13 protein-coding genes and 4 tRNA genes are annotated in these 16980 nt (G+C 48.3%); 14 read left to right on the forward strand and 3 right to left on the reverse strand.

From position 1 onward, the window contains the following. Positions 1 to 4: 4 nt before the first annotated feature. Entirely contained in the window at positions 5 to 940 is a 936-nt protein-coding gene (rbsK, locus tag BMZ93_RS04410; RefSeq protein WP_091502574.1) for a ribokinase, read from the reverse strand. A gap of 212 nt (positions 941 to 1152) precedes the next feature. Between rbsK and BMZ93_RS04415 the strand changes: the two genes are divergently transcribed. Then, a complete protein-coding gene (locus BMZ93_RS04415; protein ID WP_091502576.1) occupies positions 1153 to 2376 on the forward strand; it encodes a NupC/NupG family nucleoside CNT transporter in 1224 nt (407 codons plus the stop codon). A gap of 122 nt (positions 2377 to 2498) precedes the next feature. On the opposite strand, the gene cbpA is transcribed toward BMZ93_RS04415, so the two are convergent. Beyond that, the gene (gene cbpA, locus BMZ93_RS04420; protein WP_091502578.1) at positions 2499 to 3152 is read right to left on the reverse strand and encodes a cyclic di-AMP binding protein CbpA; all 654 of its coding nucleotides are present in this window, start codon (positions 3150 to 3152) and stop codon (positions 2499 to 2501) included. A 112-nt stretch (positions 3153 to 3264) separates the two neighbouring features. On the opposite strand from cbpA, the gene pth reads away from it, so the two are divergent. The 13 genes from pth to BMZ93_RS04485 all read left to right on the forward strand — a co-directional run bounded on the left by pth (position 3265) and on the right by BMZ93_RS04485 (position 16738). Next, positions 3265 to 3831: an aminoacyl-tRNA hydrolase gene (pth, locus tag BMZ93_RS04425; protein WP_091502580.1), complete on the forward strand. Its 567-nt coding sequence runs from the start codon at positions 3265 to 3267 to the stop codon at positions 3829 to 3831. A gap of 2 nt (positions 3832 to 3833) precedes the next feature. Next, on the forward strand, positions 3834 to 7379 hold the full coding sequence (mfd, locus tag BMZ93_RS04430; RefSeq protein ID WP_091502582.1) for a transcription-repair coupling factor: 3546 nt from the start codon (positions 3834 to 3836) through the stop codon (positions 7377 to 7379). Beyond that, positions 7369 to 7644 carry an RNA-binding S4 domain-containing protein gene (locus BMZ93_RS04435; protein WP_091502584.1) on the forward strand — a complete coding sequence of 92 codons (276 nt, stop codon included), beginning with the start codon at positions 7369 to 7371 and terminating at the stop codon, positions 7642 to 7644. The genes mfd and BMZ93_RS04435 overlap by 11 nt, the downstream gene beginning before the upstream one ends. Positions 7645 to 7719: 75 nt before the next feature. Beyond that, entirely contained in the window at positions 7720 to 8106 is a 387-nt protein-coding gene (locus tag BMZ93_RS04440) for an FtsB family cell division protein (RefSeq protein WP_091502585.1), read from the forward strand. A gap of 72 nt (positions 8107 to 8178) precedes the next feature. After that, positions 8179 to 9516 (forward strand): tRNA lysidine(34) synthetase TilS, encoded by a 1338-nt coding sequence (gene tilS, locus BMZ93_RS04445; RefSeq protein WP_091502586.1) that lies wholly within the window; start codon positions 8179 to 8181, stop codon positions 9514 to 9516. Continuing rightward, positions 9516 to 10052, forward strand: a complete 537-nt coding sequence (gene hpt, locus BMZ93_RS04450; RefSeq protein WP_091502588.1) for a hypoxanthine phosphoribosyltransferase — start codon at positions 9516 to 9518, stop codon at positions 10050 to 10052. The genes tilS and hpt overlap by 1 nt, the downstream gene beginning before the upstream one ends. Before the next feature lie 77 nt (positions 10053 to 10129). Then, positions 10130 to 12223 carry an ATP-dependent zinc metalloprotease FtsH gene (gene ftsH, locus BMZ93_RS04455; RefSeq protein ID WP_091502590.1) on the forward strand — a complete coding sequence of 698 codons (2094 nt, stop codon included), beginning with the start codon at positions 10130 to 10132 and terminating at the stop codon, positions 12221 to 12223. Positions 12224 to 12274: 51 nt separating this feature from the next. Then, complete coding sequence (gene hslO / locus BMZ93_RS04460) at positions 12275 to 13234, forward strand: Hsp33 family molecular chaperone HslO (protein WP_091502592.1); 960 nt, start codon at positions 12275 to 12277, stop codon at positions 13232 to 13234. A 105-nt stretch (positions 13235 to 13339) separates the two neighbouring features. Then, positions 13340 to 14824, forward strand: coding sequence for a lysine--tRNA ligase (lysS, locus tag BMZ93_RS04465; protein WP_091502594.1), 1485 nt, complete (start codon positions 13340 to 13342; stop codon positions 14822 to 14824). Positions 14825 to 14897: 73 nt separating this feature from the next. Further along, positions 14898 to 14970, forward strand: a tRNA-Asn gene (locus BMZ93_RS04470). Positions 14971 to 15159: 189 nt separating this feature from the next. Next, the gene (locus tag BMZ93_RS04475; protein WP_091502596.1) at positions 15160 to 16419 is read left to right on the forward strand and encodes an MFS transporter; all 1260 of its coding nucleotides are present in this window, start codon (positions 15160 to 15162) and stop codon (positions 16417 to 16419) included. Between the two features lie 168 nt (positions 16420 to 16587). After that, positions 16588 to 16660: transfer RNA gene (locus BMZ93_RS04480), tRNA-Asn, on the forward strand. A gap of 5 nt (positions 16661 to 16665) precedes the next feature. After that, positions 16666 to 16738: transfer RNA gene (locus BMZ93_RS04485), tRNA-Thr, on the forward strand. 122 nt (positions 16739 to 16860) lie between these two features. Here the strand turns inward: BMZ93_RS04485 and BMZ93_RS04490 are convergent. Further along, a tRNA-Leu gene (locus tag BMZ93_RS04490) sits at positions 16861 to 16946 on the reverse strand. Positions 16947 to 16980 lie beyond the last annotated feature (34 nt).

Genomic DNA, 16980 nt, shown 5'->3' on the forward strand with positions numbered 1-16980 from the left:
CCTCCTATGACATGGCCATTGGAGCGAGTTTGCGGGCGATTTCTTCCGAGCTCGGAATGGAAGGAATGGCGCCTGGACGCGAAACGGCAATGGCCGAAGCGGCAGAGGCGCGTTGGAGGGTTCGCTCAATGTTGCTGAGGTCTGGCTCAATTGTGGTGGCGATGGTACCGATGAAGGTGTCACCGGCAGCGGTTGTGTCTTGAACGTCGACCTTGAAGTTCTTGACGGGGCCGATTTGCTTGTCGATGGCAAAGAAGGCGCCGTCTTCCCCTAAGGTAATGATTAAGTTATGGATACCTAGTTGCTCCCGGTAGAGGGGGAGGCGGTCCTTGAGCGTCTTATAGTCCGTGCTAGCTGGTAGGTTGAGCAGGGCGGCCGCTTCCGTCTCGTTTGGGACCAGGAGATCGGTGTGTTCGAGAATGGCCGATTCAATGCGCTGGGTAACTGGAGCTGGATTCAGAATGGTCATGGCACCAGCCTCTTTCGCTAGTTCGAAGCCCCGTTGGATAACGGGGCGGGGTACTTCGAGTTGGGCGACCACCACGTCGGCCATGGTAATCACGTCCTTGGCCTTCTCGACGTCTTCGATTGTGAGTTCAGCGTTGGCACCGCCGTGAACTAGGATGGTGTTGTGACCGTCCTTTTCGAGCATGATGTAGGCCGTTCCAGTTGGTCCCTTTTTACTTTGGATAAAGCGGGTGTTGATGCCCTCTTGTTCTAATAGTTGAAGAAAAGTCTGCCCTTCGGCATCCGATCCGACCGCTCCGATGAAGGAAACGATGGCCCCCTGTCTGGCTGCCGCCACGGCTTGGTTTGCGCCTTTGCCGCCAAAGTTGCTGGATTTGTTTTCGATGCTTAAAGTCTCGCCCTGCTGAGGGAGACGTTCAATCTTCTGCAAGACGTCGACGTTCAAACTACCAATCACTACAATGCTCTTCATGATGAAATCCTCCGGGTGTTTTCTTTAATTTTATGGGAGGGTTACGCGCGTGCGTAAGGCTGGTGGCAAAAGAGGGTAGTAATTTAGCTTAAATAACAAATGTTTGCGACTTTACTAGCCGGATTGATTTTTATCTGATTGACTAACAGTAGAAAAGCCCGCTGGGCTAGTAGTGAAAGACCGTATTAGAAGAGAGAAAAGGATGGTCGATTATGCTTCTTGTTGTCAATATTTTGAGTATTCCGCTTTTTATTTTTCTTGCTTACCTACTATCGAATGACCGTAAACGGATTCAGTGGCGGTCGGTTTCGATTGTTTTGGGCTTGGAGTTGTTGCTGGCCTGGCTCTTTACGAACTTTAAGGCTGGTCGGCAGGCCGTTATGGCCGCAGCTGACGGCTTTAACTGGTTGGTTGCTGCGGCCTGGAAGGGGATTGCCTTTGCCTTCCCGGATTGGTTAACCGCCAACCATGGCGGGCCGAACTTTGTGACGGCGGCTCTGTTGCCTATGCTCTTGGTCATTCCGCTCTTTGATATTCTGGCCTATTTCCGCTTTCTTCCCTGGATTATCAAGTGGGTTGGACGGGGCCTATCAAAGATTACGGGCCAGCCAAAGTTTGAGGCTTTCTTCTCCATTGAAATGATGTTTCTTGGAAACACCGAGGTTTTGGCTGTTTCCAAGGCCCAGTTGAACCAGATGTCAGCACGGCGGAACATGACTTTGGCCCTCATGTCGATGTCCTGTGTTTCGGCGGCCATCATTGGTTCTTATACGCAGATGATTCCGGGGCAGTATGTGCTGACCGCCATTCCCTTGAACATTCTGGGCGCCATTGCGGTGGCGGCCTTGTTGAATCCAACGAAGGTGTCGGCAAAGGACGATGAGATTGTGCAGGTGAGCGATGACGGCGGGAAGCGGGAGCCTTTCTTCTCCTTCCTGAGTGGATCAATTTTAGGTGCCGGAAAAATGGTGCTGATTATCGCTGCAACGGTCATTGCCTTTGTTTCCTTGGGTGAGCTGATTAATCAGATTTTGGGCTTAGCAGGATTGAAGTGGCTGACCCTGGAGAACATCTTTGGTGTGATTATGTTCCCATTCGCCTGGGTGCTGGGATTCTCCGTTGGGGATGCCTTCCAGCTGGCGCAGTACATGGGAACAAAGTTGGTGACCAATGAGTTCGTGGTAATGGGGGAAGTATCAAAGAACATGATGGCTGGTAAGGGACTCTTTGCCAACGACCACGCTCGAATTGTTCTTTCCGTCTTCCTAACTTCCTTTGCCAACTTTGGAACGATTGGAATGATTGTTGCCTGCTTTAAGGGACTGGTTTCTCCTGAAAAGAACGACTATATTTCTGCCCGAGTGCCTTACATGTTAGTTGCTGGAATTCTGGTTTCTCTGATTTCAGCTGCGATGGCGGGACTGTTTGTTTGGTAAGGGTGTTATAGGGTTGTCGTAATCCTTACTTTAAAGGAAATATCCATCAAAAAAGGCCAGACCGAAAGTCTGACCTAAAGAAAGATAAAAGAAAAGCCAGCGAAATTTCGTTGGCTTTTTGATTACATGAATTGTGAGAGGTCTTCTTGGGCAACAACTGTAAAACGTTTGCGTTCCAACTTCGTAATAATCTTACGTAGGACTGGTGAATCAGCAGTCAAAGGCAAGGTGAAAAGCACGGCAAGTGGGCCGCCCTGACTCTGCGTTTGGAGTGACAAGACTGATTCAATGTTAGTGTAGCGGGTGATGATGCGGGCCATGCGTTGAAGATCACCACGACGCTGCCGATCACGAACGGCAATGGCAACGCCACCCTTGGCAAGTGACCAGGATTTGGCCAAAAGATCCATCAAAGCGGCGTGAGTTAGGATACCAACGAAGTGGTGTCCGTCATCTACAACGGCGATGTATGGCAAATCGCGAATGGCGAAGAAGAGTTCGTAGAAGTCCGCCTTGGTGGAGATGAACTTCGTCGAGTTACGCATGATCGACGTTGCCTTCTGGTTGAGGTCGCCCTTGTTCGCGACGAACTCGTAGACGTGTTGACGGTAGACGTTTCCACGGAAGAGATGGCCGGTGGCATCTAGGATGGGGATGGTCCGGAGATGCTGACCTTCCTTCTGGTTTTCGAAGATGTCATAAACTTCACCAATGGTGGTGTCTTCGGTCACGGTCAGCAAATCTTGCTTTTTGATAATCATTGACTTGGGGAACATTAGAAACCTCTTTTAAACGTACGTTCTTTCCTATATCCTAGCATACTTTTGGGGAAATTCGACTCTTTTACATGTTAAGATTATAGTAACGAACATTTTGGAGGGGAAAAGCATGAAATTCATCTTTGGTTTAGGAAATATTGGGGCGAAGTACGATCAGACCCGACACAATATTGGATTCATGGCGCTGGACCATTTTGCGGCCAGCCAGGGCGTTGACTTTACCCCAACCAAACTCTTTGGCCAGGCGGCCAAGTTGAATGTTGATGGGGAGACCGTTTGGTTGGTAAAGCCCACAACTTATATGAACGATTCAGGGCAATCCGTCCGTGCCTTCTTGGACTTTTACGGTGGTAAGGCCGACGATATTTTGGTTTTGAACGATGATTTGGACTCACCCTTTGGCAAGTTGCGTTTTCGTGCCAAGGGTTCAGCCGGTGGGCACAACGGTTTGAAGTCCATTATGGCTCACACTGGTACACAGAATTTCTTGCGTTTGAAGTTTGGTATTTCACACCCAGATCACACGCACGAAGCGGTGGTGAACTACGTTTTGGGAAAGTTCTCAAAGGAAGATTTAGCCGAATGGGAACAGACCTTTGAAAAGACGGACCAAGCATTACTCGATTGGATTAAGGGAGCAGATGCAGCGGCTCTAAGCAACCGCTACAACGGATAAGAATGGTTTTAGCGGATTACTTACAAAAAGAAAAAGAATTTCAGGTTTTTGCTGAACAGGAGAAGCCAGGCGAACGACAGTTACTGCTGGGACTAAATGGTGCAGCCAAGGCGGCCGGATTAGTATCCTTGTTCCAAAGTCGCCCACGGCCAATCCTCTTGTTGACCGACACGGTCGCCCACGTGGAAGAACTGGCCCAGGACCTAACGGATTTGCTAGGTGCTGATCAAGTTTACCGTTTCGTGGCCGAAGAGGCCGTGGCGACCGAGCTGGCCATTTCATCAAACAGTCACGTGGCCGACCGTGTGGCTGCCTTGGTGGCCCTTGCCGAAGAAAATCCAGGTATCTACCTGAGCAATTCTGCGGCTTTTTGTCGTTATGAGCCAAAGGCTGACGCCTTAAGGGCGGCCTGTTTGCAGCTGCAGGTTGGCGAACAGTACGACTTTGCCGAATTGAAGGGCCGTTTGGTCACACTGGGCTATGTGAACACGCCCCAGGTTGAACAGATTGGCCAGTTCGCCCAGCGTGGTTCGATTATCGATGTTTATCCTGCTGACCAGGACGAACCCTTCCGTTTGGATTTCTTTGATGATGAACTGGACCAGATGAAGACCTTTGATCCAATTAGTCAGAAATCAACGGGGACGGTTCAGACGGCTAACATCTTACCAGCCTCTGATTTAATTATGGACGAAGCGGCCTATGCGGCTGGAAAGGCTGCTTTGGAAACAGCCTTTACCGACTACCGCAAGGAAGCGGCTGGTGTGGAAAAGAAGCACGTGACCGAAGGCTTTGCCCCAACGCAACGGGCTTTGGATGAAGGCCGGCGTGATGAGGCAATCTTGCCTTATCTGTCTTACTTCTATCCAGATAAGCAGACGATTCAGGACTATTTGCCCAAAGATGGTCTAGTAATTATCGATGAATACGCCCGTTTACAGGAATCCTTGCTGACGCAGACTGGTTTAGATAATGACTGGTTTGATTTGCAAGTTAAAAACAACCAGTTGATTCCGCCTTTGGCCTTGCGGGCTGAACTTGGGGACCGTCTGTCTGACGTCTCTCAGGCGCAAACCTATTTGGCTAATCTGAAGCGGGGCCTGAACCAGCTAACTTTTAACCACTTATTAGAATGGACTTCCCGTCCGGCTAAGCAGTACTTTGGGCAGTTAGACGCCTTGATGCCTGACCTGACTTTTGCAAAAGAGCGGGGGATGACCTGGGTATTATTGGTTGGTTCGCAGGAGCGGGCTGACCGTTTGGTTGAGTCCTTGGACTCCCGCGACGTGCAGGTGCCCATCCACCAAACGATTCAAGACAACCAGGTCCAGGTTGTCATCGGAAACTTGTCGGCTGGATTTGAGTGGCCAATGGCTCACTTGACGGTTTTGACGGAGCGGGAGCTTTTTGCCAAGGCCCGCAAGCCGGTGGCCCGTAAGCAGAAGAAGCTGCAGAACGCCGAGCGTTTGAAGTCCTACAACGAACTATCCGTGGGCGATTACGTCGTGCACATTAACCATGGAATTGGTCAGTATCAGGGACTGGAATCGATTGAGTCAAACGGTGGTAAGCAGGACTACTTGGTCATTGCCTATCAAAAAAACGCCAAGATTTTCCTACCGGTTACCCAGCTGAACTTGATTCAGAAGTACATCGGTGGGTCCGATGCTGGTAAGCGCCCTAAGATTAACAAGTTGGGCGGTACCGAGTGGCAGAAGACCAAGAAACAGGTTGAGGCCAAGATTGAAGACATTGCCGACGACCTTTTGGCCTTGTACGCCGAGCGTGAGGCCAAGCAGGGTTATGCCTTCCCCGCCGATGACCAGGCCCAGTTGAAGTTTGACACGGCCTTTCCGTACCCTGAAACGCCGGACCAGATTCGTTCGATTGAAGAAATTAAGGTCGACATGCAAAAGAAGCGGCCAATGGACCGCTTGCTGGTGGGGGATGTTGGTTTTGGGAAGACCGAAGTTGCCCTGCGTGCCGTCTTTAAGGCGGCCCATGCCGGGAAGCAGGTCGCTTTGCTAGCGCCAACGACCATTCTGGTTCAGCAGCACTATGAGACCATGCTAGAACGTTTCTCGGACTTTCCAGAGATTCGAATCGGTCATTTGTCCCGTTTCCAAACGGCGGCGGAGAACAAGAAGACGATTGAAGCCCTCGAAAAGCACGAGATTGACATCGTGGTGGGAACCCACCGTTTGCTGTCAAAGGATGTTCAGTTCGCCGACCTCGGCCTACTGGTCATTGATGAGGAGCAGCGTTTTGGGGTTAAGCACAAGGAGCGCTTGAAGCAGTTGAAGGCCAACATCGATGTGTTGACTTTGACGGCCACACCAATTCCTCGTACCTTGAACATGGCCATGGTGGGAGCTCGTGACCTATCAGTTATCGAAACGCCACCATTGAACCGTTTCCCAATTCAGACCTACGTTGTCGAATTGGATTGGACACTGGTACGCGATGTGATTCAGAAGGAATTGGCCCGAAATGGTCAGGTCTTCTACCTGCACAACCGCGTGGCGGATTTGGAAAACATTCGCTCACAGATTGAAGACGTCGTGCCCGATGCCCGGGTAGCCGTGATTCACGGCCAGATGTCCGAGGTGCAGTTGGAGTCGATTCTTTATGACTTCTTGAACCAGGAGTATGACGTTTTGGTCACCACGACCATCATCGAAACGGGTGTGGACATTCCGAATGCCAACACGCTGATTGTTGATAACGCGGACCACATGGGCCTTTCCCAGCTCTACCAGCTTCGTGGCCGTGTTGGTCGTTCGGCCCGTTTGGCCTATGCCTACTTCACTTATCCATTTACGCGGACGCCTTCAGAAGAGGGGGAGAAGCGTTTGGAAGCTATTCGTGACTTCACGGAATTGGGTTCTGGCTTCAAGATTGCCATGCGTGATCTGTCCATCCGTGGTGCCGGCGATTTGCTTGGTAAGCAGCAGCACGGCTTCATCGATTCCGTTGGGTATGATTTGTACACGCAGATGCTAAAGGAAGCCGTTGCCAAGAAGCAGGGTGAGGAAAAGCCGGAAGAGGTGCAGCACAAGACCGACGCCGAGTTGGTTCTGGGCGTTCTGGCCTTCTTGCCAGACGACTATGTCGAAGACAACGCGCAGAAGGTTAACCTTTACCAGCAGATTCGTCGGGCACAGACCGACGAGGACTTTGACCAGGTGGAAGATGATTTGACCGACCGCTTTGGGGAACTACCAGATGAAGCCGCTCGATTGATTCTGGTTTCCCGTCTGAAGACGATGGCCGACGAGACCGAAGTGACTCAGATTCGCCGTCAAAAGGACAAGGTTACAATACGATTCAACGAGGAAATGTCTCAGAAGTTAGCCGGTGAAGAAATCTTCATGGCCTTAAAGGACGTTCCTTACAAGGCGGTGGTGGACGGTAAGTCCGCCCAAATGGCCGTCACTCTAACCATTGATTTGAAACAAGAATCGGCCTACTGGCTGAATGCTGTCAAAGACTTCTTGGCCGCTTGCCAGGAAGTTGTAGCAGAAAAGGATGAAGAAAATGCGGATTGATAAGTTTTTGAAGTTATCACGAATTATTAAGCGTCGGACGGTTGCCAAGGAATTGGCCGACCAAGGCCGGATTTCCATTAACGGAAAAGTCGCTAAGTCATCAGCCAACGTTGGTACTAATGATGAAGTGGAGATTCGCTTTGGAAATAAGACTTCGACTTTTAAAGTCTTGAAGTTGCAAGACATTGTGAAGAAGGACGAAGCACAGGATTTGTACGAGGTAGTCTCCGAGGAGTACCAAAGGGACTACAATAGCGAAGTTTAAGCTTTAGCAAACTTTCTGACTTCAACTTGTAACTTAATTGAAAATGTGTAAAAATGAGATTAAGGAGATATGACGATGGCAGATAGTAGTCGTTTACAATCAAATATTCGACCACTGAATGCGCGTATTGCTCAGCAAATCGCCGCATCCGATGCCAAGCGTGAGGCCACACGTCAGCATTATGCCCGTGCTCACCGTCGTCGTAGAAAGCAAATTGTGATTGTGGGGCTGGCCATTGCGTCGGTTTTCATGGTCCAGTTAATTTTTGGACAGGTTCGTTTACATGCCGCCAATAAGGCCTTAACGAAATCTGAAAACCAATTGGTTGCTGTCCAGAAGTCAAACGACTCGTTGAAAAAAGAATCCAAGCAACTGCAGGATGAAAACTATTTGAAGCAAATCCTACGTGATCGCTACGGATACTCGAAGAAGAACGAGACGATTTATAACTTGCCAAACTAGGCAGGATGAAAAGCCACCCTCTGGGGTGGCTTTTTCTAGAAAAAACATTCTTAAGAAGTACGATGAAATAAAATGTTTGAGACAATCCAGGAAACAATTGAAAATTTAGCCCTACCAAAACGTGTCCTCGTCGCCTGCTCAGGTGGACTGGATTCAACGGTCTTAGTTGACGCCCTCTGCCGCTACCGTTCAGACGTTTCGGTTTCGGTTGTCCATGTGGACTACTGTCTTCGTGAGGAGAGTCGGGGGGATGCTGACTTCGTTCAGGATTTTGCTGAGGAGCGCGGACTGCCTTTCTATAAGAAAGTCGCGGATTTATCCCAGGAAAAGCAGGGCGTTGAGGAAAAGGCTCGGTTGATTCGTTTTGATTTCTTCGAGGGGCTCTTGAAGGAACTTGGTGCAGGCGTTGTGATTTTGGCCCAGCACCAGGACGATCAAGCCGAAACGATCTTGATGCAAATTGTGCGAGGGGGAGTCTTCCAACGCAAGTTTGGGATGAACCAACAGAGTGGACACTATTTACGTCCCTTCTTGAACTTTAAGAAGGCGGACTTGGCTGAATACGCCCGTGAACACCAGTTAACCTGGCGGGAAGACGTAACGAACCAGGATCCGGATTATACAAAACGGAATCAGATTCGTAACATTGTTTTACCGGCCCTAAACGAAGTGAACGGACGGGCCCAGGAACATATCATCCAGCTGGCGGAACAGCTTTCCCGTGAGGAGTTGCTGATTGAGGGGCAGGCCAAGCGCTATTTGGAGCCATTCTACAAAAACTATAACGATGTGCCACGACTTTGGTGGTTCCCATGTTTGAAGTTGATTGCGACGCGAGCGGGGCTCTACAATTTGAAGGAAAGCCAGATACAAGACGTTGTCGATTTGATGCGACAGACGTCGAAGCCGAACGGCCGAATTACTCTTTCCGATGGCTATTACTTCGAAAAGTCCTACCAAACGGTTGATATTTTTAGAGAGAATCCAAACGACGTAAAAAGCTCGAAAAAATTGCTGAAAGACGGCCAAAAGTCTGACATTCTTGTGTTAGAATTAGACCAATGGTATTTTTTGACAGATTTAAGGGTCAGAGTCCAATCAAATCGACCAAGTGAACCGGATACGGGGTGCCTACCCCTACCGGATAACTTGGATGGTCGGTTGGAATTGGTTTTGGCGAAAAGCCGGGACCGGATTCCTTTGAGTAGTGGTCATAAAACGGTTCGACGGCTCTTAATCGACGAGAAAATTCCAGCGGAGGAACGGGCAAAAACCTACCTCCTTTTGGACCAAGAAAAGAATGTTTTGGCGGTCTTTTTAGGACAGAAACAGTGGTATTTTACCCGTAACTGGCCAAAGGATCGACCAAGTGGCAAGCAATGCTTAGTATGGCGAATTGAGGAAAACTAGTGGATAACGATATTGAAGAAGTATTATTTGACCAAAAGCAAATCCAAGAGGCTGCAGACCGCTTAGGTGCACAAATCACCAAAGACTATGCTGGGCAAAAGCCCCTCGTCCTTTCAGTATTGAAGGGTGCCTACCTCTGGACGGCGGATGTAATTCGTAAGATTGACTTGTACGTTGATCTCGAATTCATTAAGATTTCGTCTTACCATGGTGGTGTTTCATCATCAAATGAAATTTCATTGGTAACAGACATCCATTCTGACGTAAAGGGTCGCGATGTGTTGATTTTGGAAGACATCGTGGATACTGGTCAGTCACTCCAATTCTTGGAGGACCTCATTCTTTCCCGCGGTGCCAACTCAGTTCGTGTGGCAACCCTCTTGGATAAGAAGGAAGGCCGTACGGTTGATATCAAGGCTGACTACGTTGGCTTTGACGTTCGCAACGAATTCGTTGTTGGTTACGGCTTGGACTACAAGGACTTGTACCGTAACTTGCCATACGTTGGTATCTTGAAGCAAAGTATTTATAAGTAAGCAGAACTTAAATCTGCCGGTTTGAATGACTCATTAGTCAGTTCAGATAGTAAATTTTTAAAGATTGAGGAATTCAGATGAAAAATAAAAATGGCGGCTTTTTCAAAAGCTCCTTCTTGTATGTCATCATCTTCCTGGCTGTAATCGCCGGAATCTACTCCTTTATGGGTGGTTCCAACGGGTCAACAAAGACTCTCTCTCAGTCGGAATTTGTAAAGGCACTTTCTGATAAGGAAATTGATTCCTTTAGCATCCAGCCTGGAAACGATGTTTACACCGTTACTGGAAACTACAAGAAGAGCCAAAGCTCAAAGAAGAGCTCAAACTCAGGTTTGAACGCTTTGATTGCCCAGCAATCATCAACGACAAAGTTCCAGACTTCTGTCTTGCAAAACGACTCATCCATTAAGGACATCACGGCAGCAGCCAAGAAGTCCAACACTGAGATGACGACGAAACCAGCCGCTTCTTCTGGCTTCTGGTTGAACCTTGTGATTTCAATCGTTCCAATGCTCTTGATTTTGGGTATTGCCTACTTGATGATGTCACAGTCAGCCGGTAAGGGTGGCCAGGGCGGCATGATGGGTAACTTTGGTAAGTCAAAGGCTAAGCCTTCTGATCCAAAGGATAACAAGACCCGCTTTACTGACGTTGCTGGTGCTGACGAAGAGAAGGAAGAACTTGTTGAAGTTGTTGAATTCTTGAAGTCACCAAAGAAGTTCACCGAAATGGGTGCCCGTATTCCAAAGGGTGTCTTGCTTGAGGGACCTCCAGGAACTGGTAAGACAATGTTGGCTAAGGCCGTTGCCGGTGAAGCTTCCGTACCATTCTTCTCAATGTCAGGTTCTGACTTCGTGGAGATGTTCGTTGGTGTCGGTGCTTCCCGTGTTCGTGACCTCTTTGACCAAGCCAAGAAGGCTGCGCCAGCCATCATCTTCATCGATGAAATTGATGCCGTTGGACGCCGTCGTGGCTCTGGTATCGGTGGTGGAAACGATGAACGTGAACAGACTTTGAACCAAATCCTGATTGAAATGGATGGGTTCGATAACTCTGAAGGTGTTATCATCTTGGCTTCTACTAACCGTTCTGACGTTTTGGATCCAGCCTTGCTCCGTTCTGGTCGTTTCGACCGTAAGATCATGGTTGGTGCTCCTGACGTTAAGGGCCGTGAAGCCATCTTGAAGGTCCACGCAAAGAACAAGCCATTGGCTGACTCAGTTGATTTGGGTGCGATTGCACACCAAACGCCTGGATACGTTGGTGCCGATTTGGAAAACTTGTTGAACGAAGCCGCCTTGTTGGCAGCTCGTCGTAACAAGAAGCAAATTGATTCAGCGGACTTGGATGAAGCCGAAGACCGTATCTTCCAAGGACCTGCTAAGGCAAACAAGGCCATGTCTGAACTTGAACGTAAGACAACGGCCTACCACGAAGCTGGTCACGCCTTGGTTGGTTTGGTGAAGTCCAACGCCTCCGTTGTTCGAAAGGTTACCATTGTTCCTCGTGGACGCATTGGTGGTTACGCCTTGATGACACCAAAGACGGACCGTTACAACATTCGTTACTCAGAAGCATTGGAGCAGTTAGCTGGTTTGATGGGTGGACGTGCTGCTGAATTGGCAACGTTCAACGAAGCATCATCCGGTGCTGCAAACGATTTCCAGCAGGCAACCAACTTGGCCCGTCAAATGGTGACGGCCTACGGTATGTCTGACAAGTTGGGCATGGTTCAACTTGAAGGAAACGCCTCTGTTTCATACAACGAAGGTGGCGGTGCCAAGTCTTATTCAGAAGAAACTGCGGCTTTGATTGATGAAGAAGTTCGTCGATTCACAACGCAAGCCTTCGAAGAAGCAACTAAGATTTTGACGGAACACAAGGACAAGTTGGCAGAAATCGCCAACGCCTTGCTCGAAGTCGAATCACTTGATGAAAAGCAAATTAAAGACATCTACGAAACTGGTCACTTTACAAAGAAGGGTGAAGAAGACGAAGATGACGCCAAGTCTTATGACGAAGCAAAGGCTGCCTTGGATAACAAGGAAGACCAAGTTGAAAAGGCAGAAGAAAAGGGTGACAAGAATCCTGATCAGGCTTTGGAAGATGATTCTGAAGAGCCAGCATCAGCCGATGACGCCCCTGAATCTGATGACGATTCAAAGGCATAAGCGTATGAAAAAGTTGGCTTCGGCCAGCTTTTTTTCTTGAAAGGAGACATTATGGCAGATCAATTAATTAAGGTCATTACAAAGGACGAGGCATTCCGTGCCTTTGCCGTTGATGGAACAAAGTTGGTGGAAGCGGCAGCCGAATCCCATGAAACTTCCCGTTTGGCCACGGTTATCTTAGGCCGGGCCCTCTTGGCCACTGAGATTTTGGCTCAGGCCACTTTGAAGGGTGAGGAACGCTTGAACGTGAAGATGGCTGGCCGTGGACCAATTGGCCAAATCGTAACGGAAGCCGACACCCACGGGGCTGTTCGTGGTTATGTATCAAACCCTGATATCGAACCAATCGTGAACGATGATAACCAGTTGAACGTGGCTGGGGCTGTTGGAAACAACGGTTCCTTCCAGGTAACAAAGTTTGCGCCATACTCAAACCCATACATCGGACAATCCATTATGGTTTCTGGTGAAATCGGCGATGACTTCACTTACTACCTCACGCACTCTGAACAGATTCCTTCTGTGATTGGAGTCGGTGTCACGATGAACCCTGATAATACGGTTAAGGCGGCAGGGGGATTCCTTGTCCAAGCTTTGCCAGGGGCCACAGACGCCCAACTCGAAGATTTGAACGAAAAGTTGCAGAAGATGCCTGCATTGGCCACTCTTTTGGGCAACAAGAAGGGCCCTCTGGCAATTCTCGATGCCATCATCGGGGAGAACAATTACAGCAAGCTACAGTCGCTGGGCATCGGATTAGCGGCGGAACCTTCAAAGGATGCTTACGCAGCGCAGCTGGCGACTTTGCCATCCCGCGAACTTCAAGGCATGATTGACGAAGATGGTGGGGCCGAAGTGCGCGGTAAGTTCTCCGGTAAGCGTCACCACTTTACCGCCCACGAATTAGACATTATTTTGCAAGATGTCTTGAAACGTGAAGCGGCGCAGAAAAAGGAAGAGGCCGAAGAAGACGATTCTGACGCATCAAACTCTGCGGATGATAAAAAATAAGATTCTAAAAAGTCGGCTTTGGCCGACTTTTTTATTACCTTTGCATTTGCTATACTGATTAGTAGAGAAAATGCGAGTAAATCGCCGACAGGAAGGTAATGATTCATGGCTGAAGAAAAAGCCCTTAATGATCAGATGCGCGCGCGTCGTCAAAAGATGCAAGCGTTGCAAAATGATCTCCAAATCGATCCGTTCGGCCACCGTTTCGATCGTGATTCGTTGGCCGCAGACCTCCACGAAAAGTTCGATGACAAGAGTCAGGAAGAACTTGAAGCAACTCCAGTTAAGGTAATTATTGCCGGACGTATGGTTGCCAAGCGTGGGGCCGGTAAAGTCATCTTTGCCGACATCCGTGACCGTTCAGGTCAAATCCAAATTTACGCTCGTCGTGACGATTTGGGTGATAACTACCCAATTATCAAGCGTGCCGACTTGGGTGACTTCATCGGTATCGAAGGTACGATGATGAAGACTGAGGCAGGGGAATTGACTGTCTTGGTTTCACACCTCACGCACTTGTCAAAGGCTTTGCGCCCAATGCCTGACAAGTTCCACGGTATTTCAGATGTTGAAACGCGTTACCGTAAGCGTTACCTCGATTTGATTGCCAACAAGGAATCATTCGTACGCTTCCAACAGCGTTCAAAGATTATTTCTGCTATCCGTGCTTACATGGAAAAGCAGGACTTCATGGAAGTGGAAACACCAATCTTGCAAACGCAAGCTGGTGGAGCCGCTGCCCGTCCATTCGTGACACACCACAACGCCTTGGATATTGACATGTACATGCGTATCGCCACTGAGCTTTACTTGAAGCGTTTGATTGTTGGTGGCATGGAACGTGTTTATGAAATCGGTCGTATCTTCCGTAACGAAGGAATGGACCCTAAGCACAACCCTGAATTCACTTCACTTGAATCATACGCGGCATACTGGGACTTCCACGACGTCATGGATGAAACAGAGGGTATCTTTAAGGCTGCTGCTGCCGCTGTCCACCCATCATTGAAGTTGAACTACCAGGGAACGGACATCGACTTGTCAAAGCCATTTGCACGTAAGCACATGGTTGATTTGATTAAGGACCGCACTGGTGTTGATTTCTGGCCTGAAATGACCGTTGAAGAAGCCCGTAAGTTGGCCGATGACCACAAGGTTAAGTATGAAGAATACTGGACTGTTGGCCACATCATCAACGAATTCTTCGAACAGTTCGTTGAAGAAACGCTGAAAGAGCCAACTTTTGTTTACGGTCATCCAGTGGAAGTGTCACCATTGGCTAAGAAGAACGCCGATGACCCACGTTTCACAGACCGTTTCGAGCTCTTTATCATGGGTTCAGAATACGCCAACGCCTTTACTGAATTGAACGATCCAATCGACCAACGTGCCCGTTTTGAAGCACAAGCTGCTGAACGCGATAACGGAAATGATGAAGCCGAAGGTATCGATGAAGACTTCTTAGAGGCCTTGGAATACGGTATGCCACCTACAGGTGGTTTGGGTATCGGTATCGACCGTTTGGTCATGTTGCTAACGGATACGAACACAATTCGTGACGTTATCCTCTTCCCAACGATGCGCCCATAATTTTTTTAATAAAAGATATTGACGTGCTTAACTTTTCTTTGTATACTAATTGAGTTAGTTAAGCACTAATCATTCCGAATTAGCTCAGTTGGTAGAGCACACGACTGTTAATCGTGTTGTCGTCGGTTCGAGCCCGACATTCGGAGTATTGAAAAAGGTCACAGACTTGTCTGTGGCCTTTTTTGTTTCAATTATAAGTCTGTGAGGTTGTTAATATGTCAATTCTCCTTGCTTTATGGTGTTCTTTTCTGTATATTATCAAAGGGTCAATTATGAAAATGATTGCACACGAAATAACTGACGCCCGTGAGCGTCGATTTTGAAAGGAAAATATAATGTCTGCAGAAACAGAGCAAAGTGTTGAACACTTGCACTACCGCGACTTCTCTAAGAACCAGAAGATGACATTGTGGTCAACGGCCGCAGGATTTGGATTGGAGCACATGGATGCCCTCTTTATTTCCTTCGCCATGTCCTCAATCATTAAGTCATTGGGAATTTCAAACTTCGGTGGAGGGTTGATTTCAACCTTCTCAATGTTTGGAACTCTGATTGGTGGTATCGTCTTTGGAATGTTGGCCGACCGTGTTGGTCGTGTCAAGATCTTTACTTGGACGCTTGCCATCGTGGCCTTTGCCACTGGAGCGATTTACTTCGCCCATAACATTTGGTTAGTTTATACTTTCCGTTTCATTGCCGGTGTTGGAACCGGAGCCGAATATGGTGCCTGTGTGACGCTAATTGCCGAAAACTTTGCCAACAAGAAGATTGGTAAGTTGACGTCAGTTGCCCACATTGGTGGACAGTTCGGTGGAATCCTGGCAGCCATTGCCTCAGCCTTGATTATCCCAGCCTTTGGTTGGAACGCTTTGTTCTTGGTTGGTTTGTTGCCAGTTGCCTTTGCTTTCGTTGTTCGTCGTCACGTTGGTGAATCAGACGATTTCGAAGCTGTTAAGGCTAGCCGTAAGCAGAAGCAGGAAACAGTTGCTCAAAAGGCACCTGTTCTTGCCGTCTTCAAGACGCCTGCCATGGCTTACCAAACGATTGCCTTGATCTTGATGATGATGGTTCAGACCGGTGGTTACTACGGGTTGATGAACTGGTTGCCAAAGATCATGCAAAAGCAATTGGGCTTGTCAATTTCATCATCATCCCTTTGGATGATTGTGACAATCATTGGGATGTCACTTGGTATGTACGCCTTTGGTTCAATTTTGGACCGCTTTGGCCCACGTTTGTCATTCGGTGCCTTCTTGGTTTTGGCTGCCGCAACGGTTTACTTGATTCTTGCTGCCCGTGATGCAACTTCATTGTTGATTATCATGATGGTCGTTGGATTCTTCTCAAACGGTATGTACGGTGGATTTGGGGTTGTTGTTTCACGACTATACCCAACGGAATACCGAGTAACAGCAAACTCTGTTGTTGCTTCAGTTGGTAAGTTGCTTGGTGGATTCTTCCCACCAATCATTGGTTTGTTGATGGACAAGTTCTCATTGACACACGTGATGATGTTCTTTACCTTCATCTACCTCTTCTCATTCGTTATTATGTTGACAATCCCAGCATTGCGCCGTAAGGACATTGAGTTCTAAAAATTGATTTTAACGGAGTCGCCTTCGGGCGACTTTTTTAGTGCAAACAAAAAGGTTGGTAGGGGTGAAAAAGTCTGATTTTAGCGAAGTTTTTTCGTGAAAGTCGTTGACAGTTTTGACCTCAGATGGCATAATTAAATAGTTGTTTTGAAACAACAAACGTATTATTCCGAATTAGCTCAGTTGGTAGAGCACACGACTGTTAATCGTGTTGTCGTCGGTTCGAGCCCGACATTCGGAGTATACGCCGACGTAGCTCAGTTGGTAGAGCACGGGTATCGTAAACCTGGGGTCGGAGGTTCGATTCCTCTCGTCGGCATCTGTTAGCATCTCACTTTGGTGGGGTGCTTTTTTTGTGTCTGAAATTGCGTTAGTAATTTAGGTCTGATAGCAAAATAGGGCACAAAAAAAGCAGACCCGAAGGTCTGCTTTTTTATATGATGCGGATGGCGGGAGTCGAACCCGCACGTCCTAAAGCGGACACAGGATCCTTAATCCTGCGCGTCTGCCAATTCCGCCACATCCGCAACTTAACTTTTAGAATTTTACAGGGTATTTGGA

It is taken from the genome of Fructobacillus durionis (assembly GCF_900112405.1).
Taxonomy (GTDB): Bacteria; Bacillota; Bacilli; order Lactobacillales; family Lactobacillaceae; genus Fructobacillus; species Fructobacillus durionis.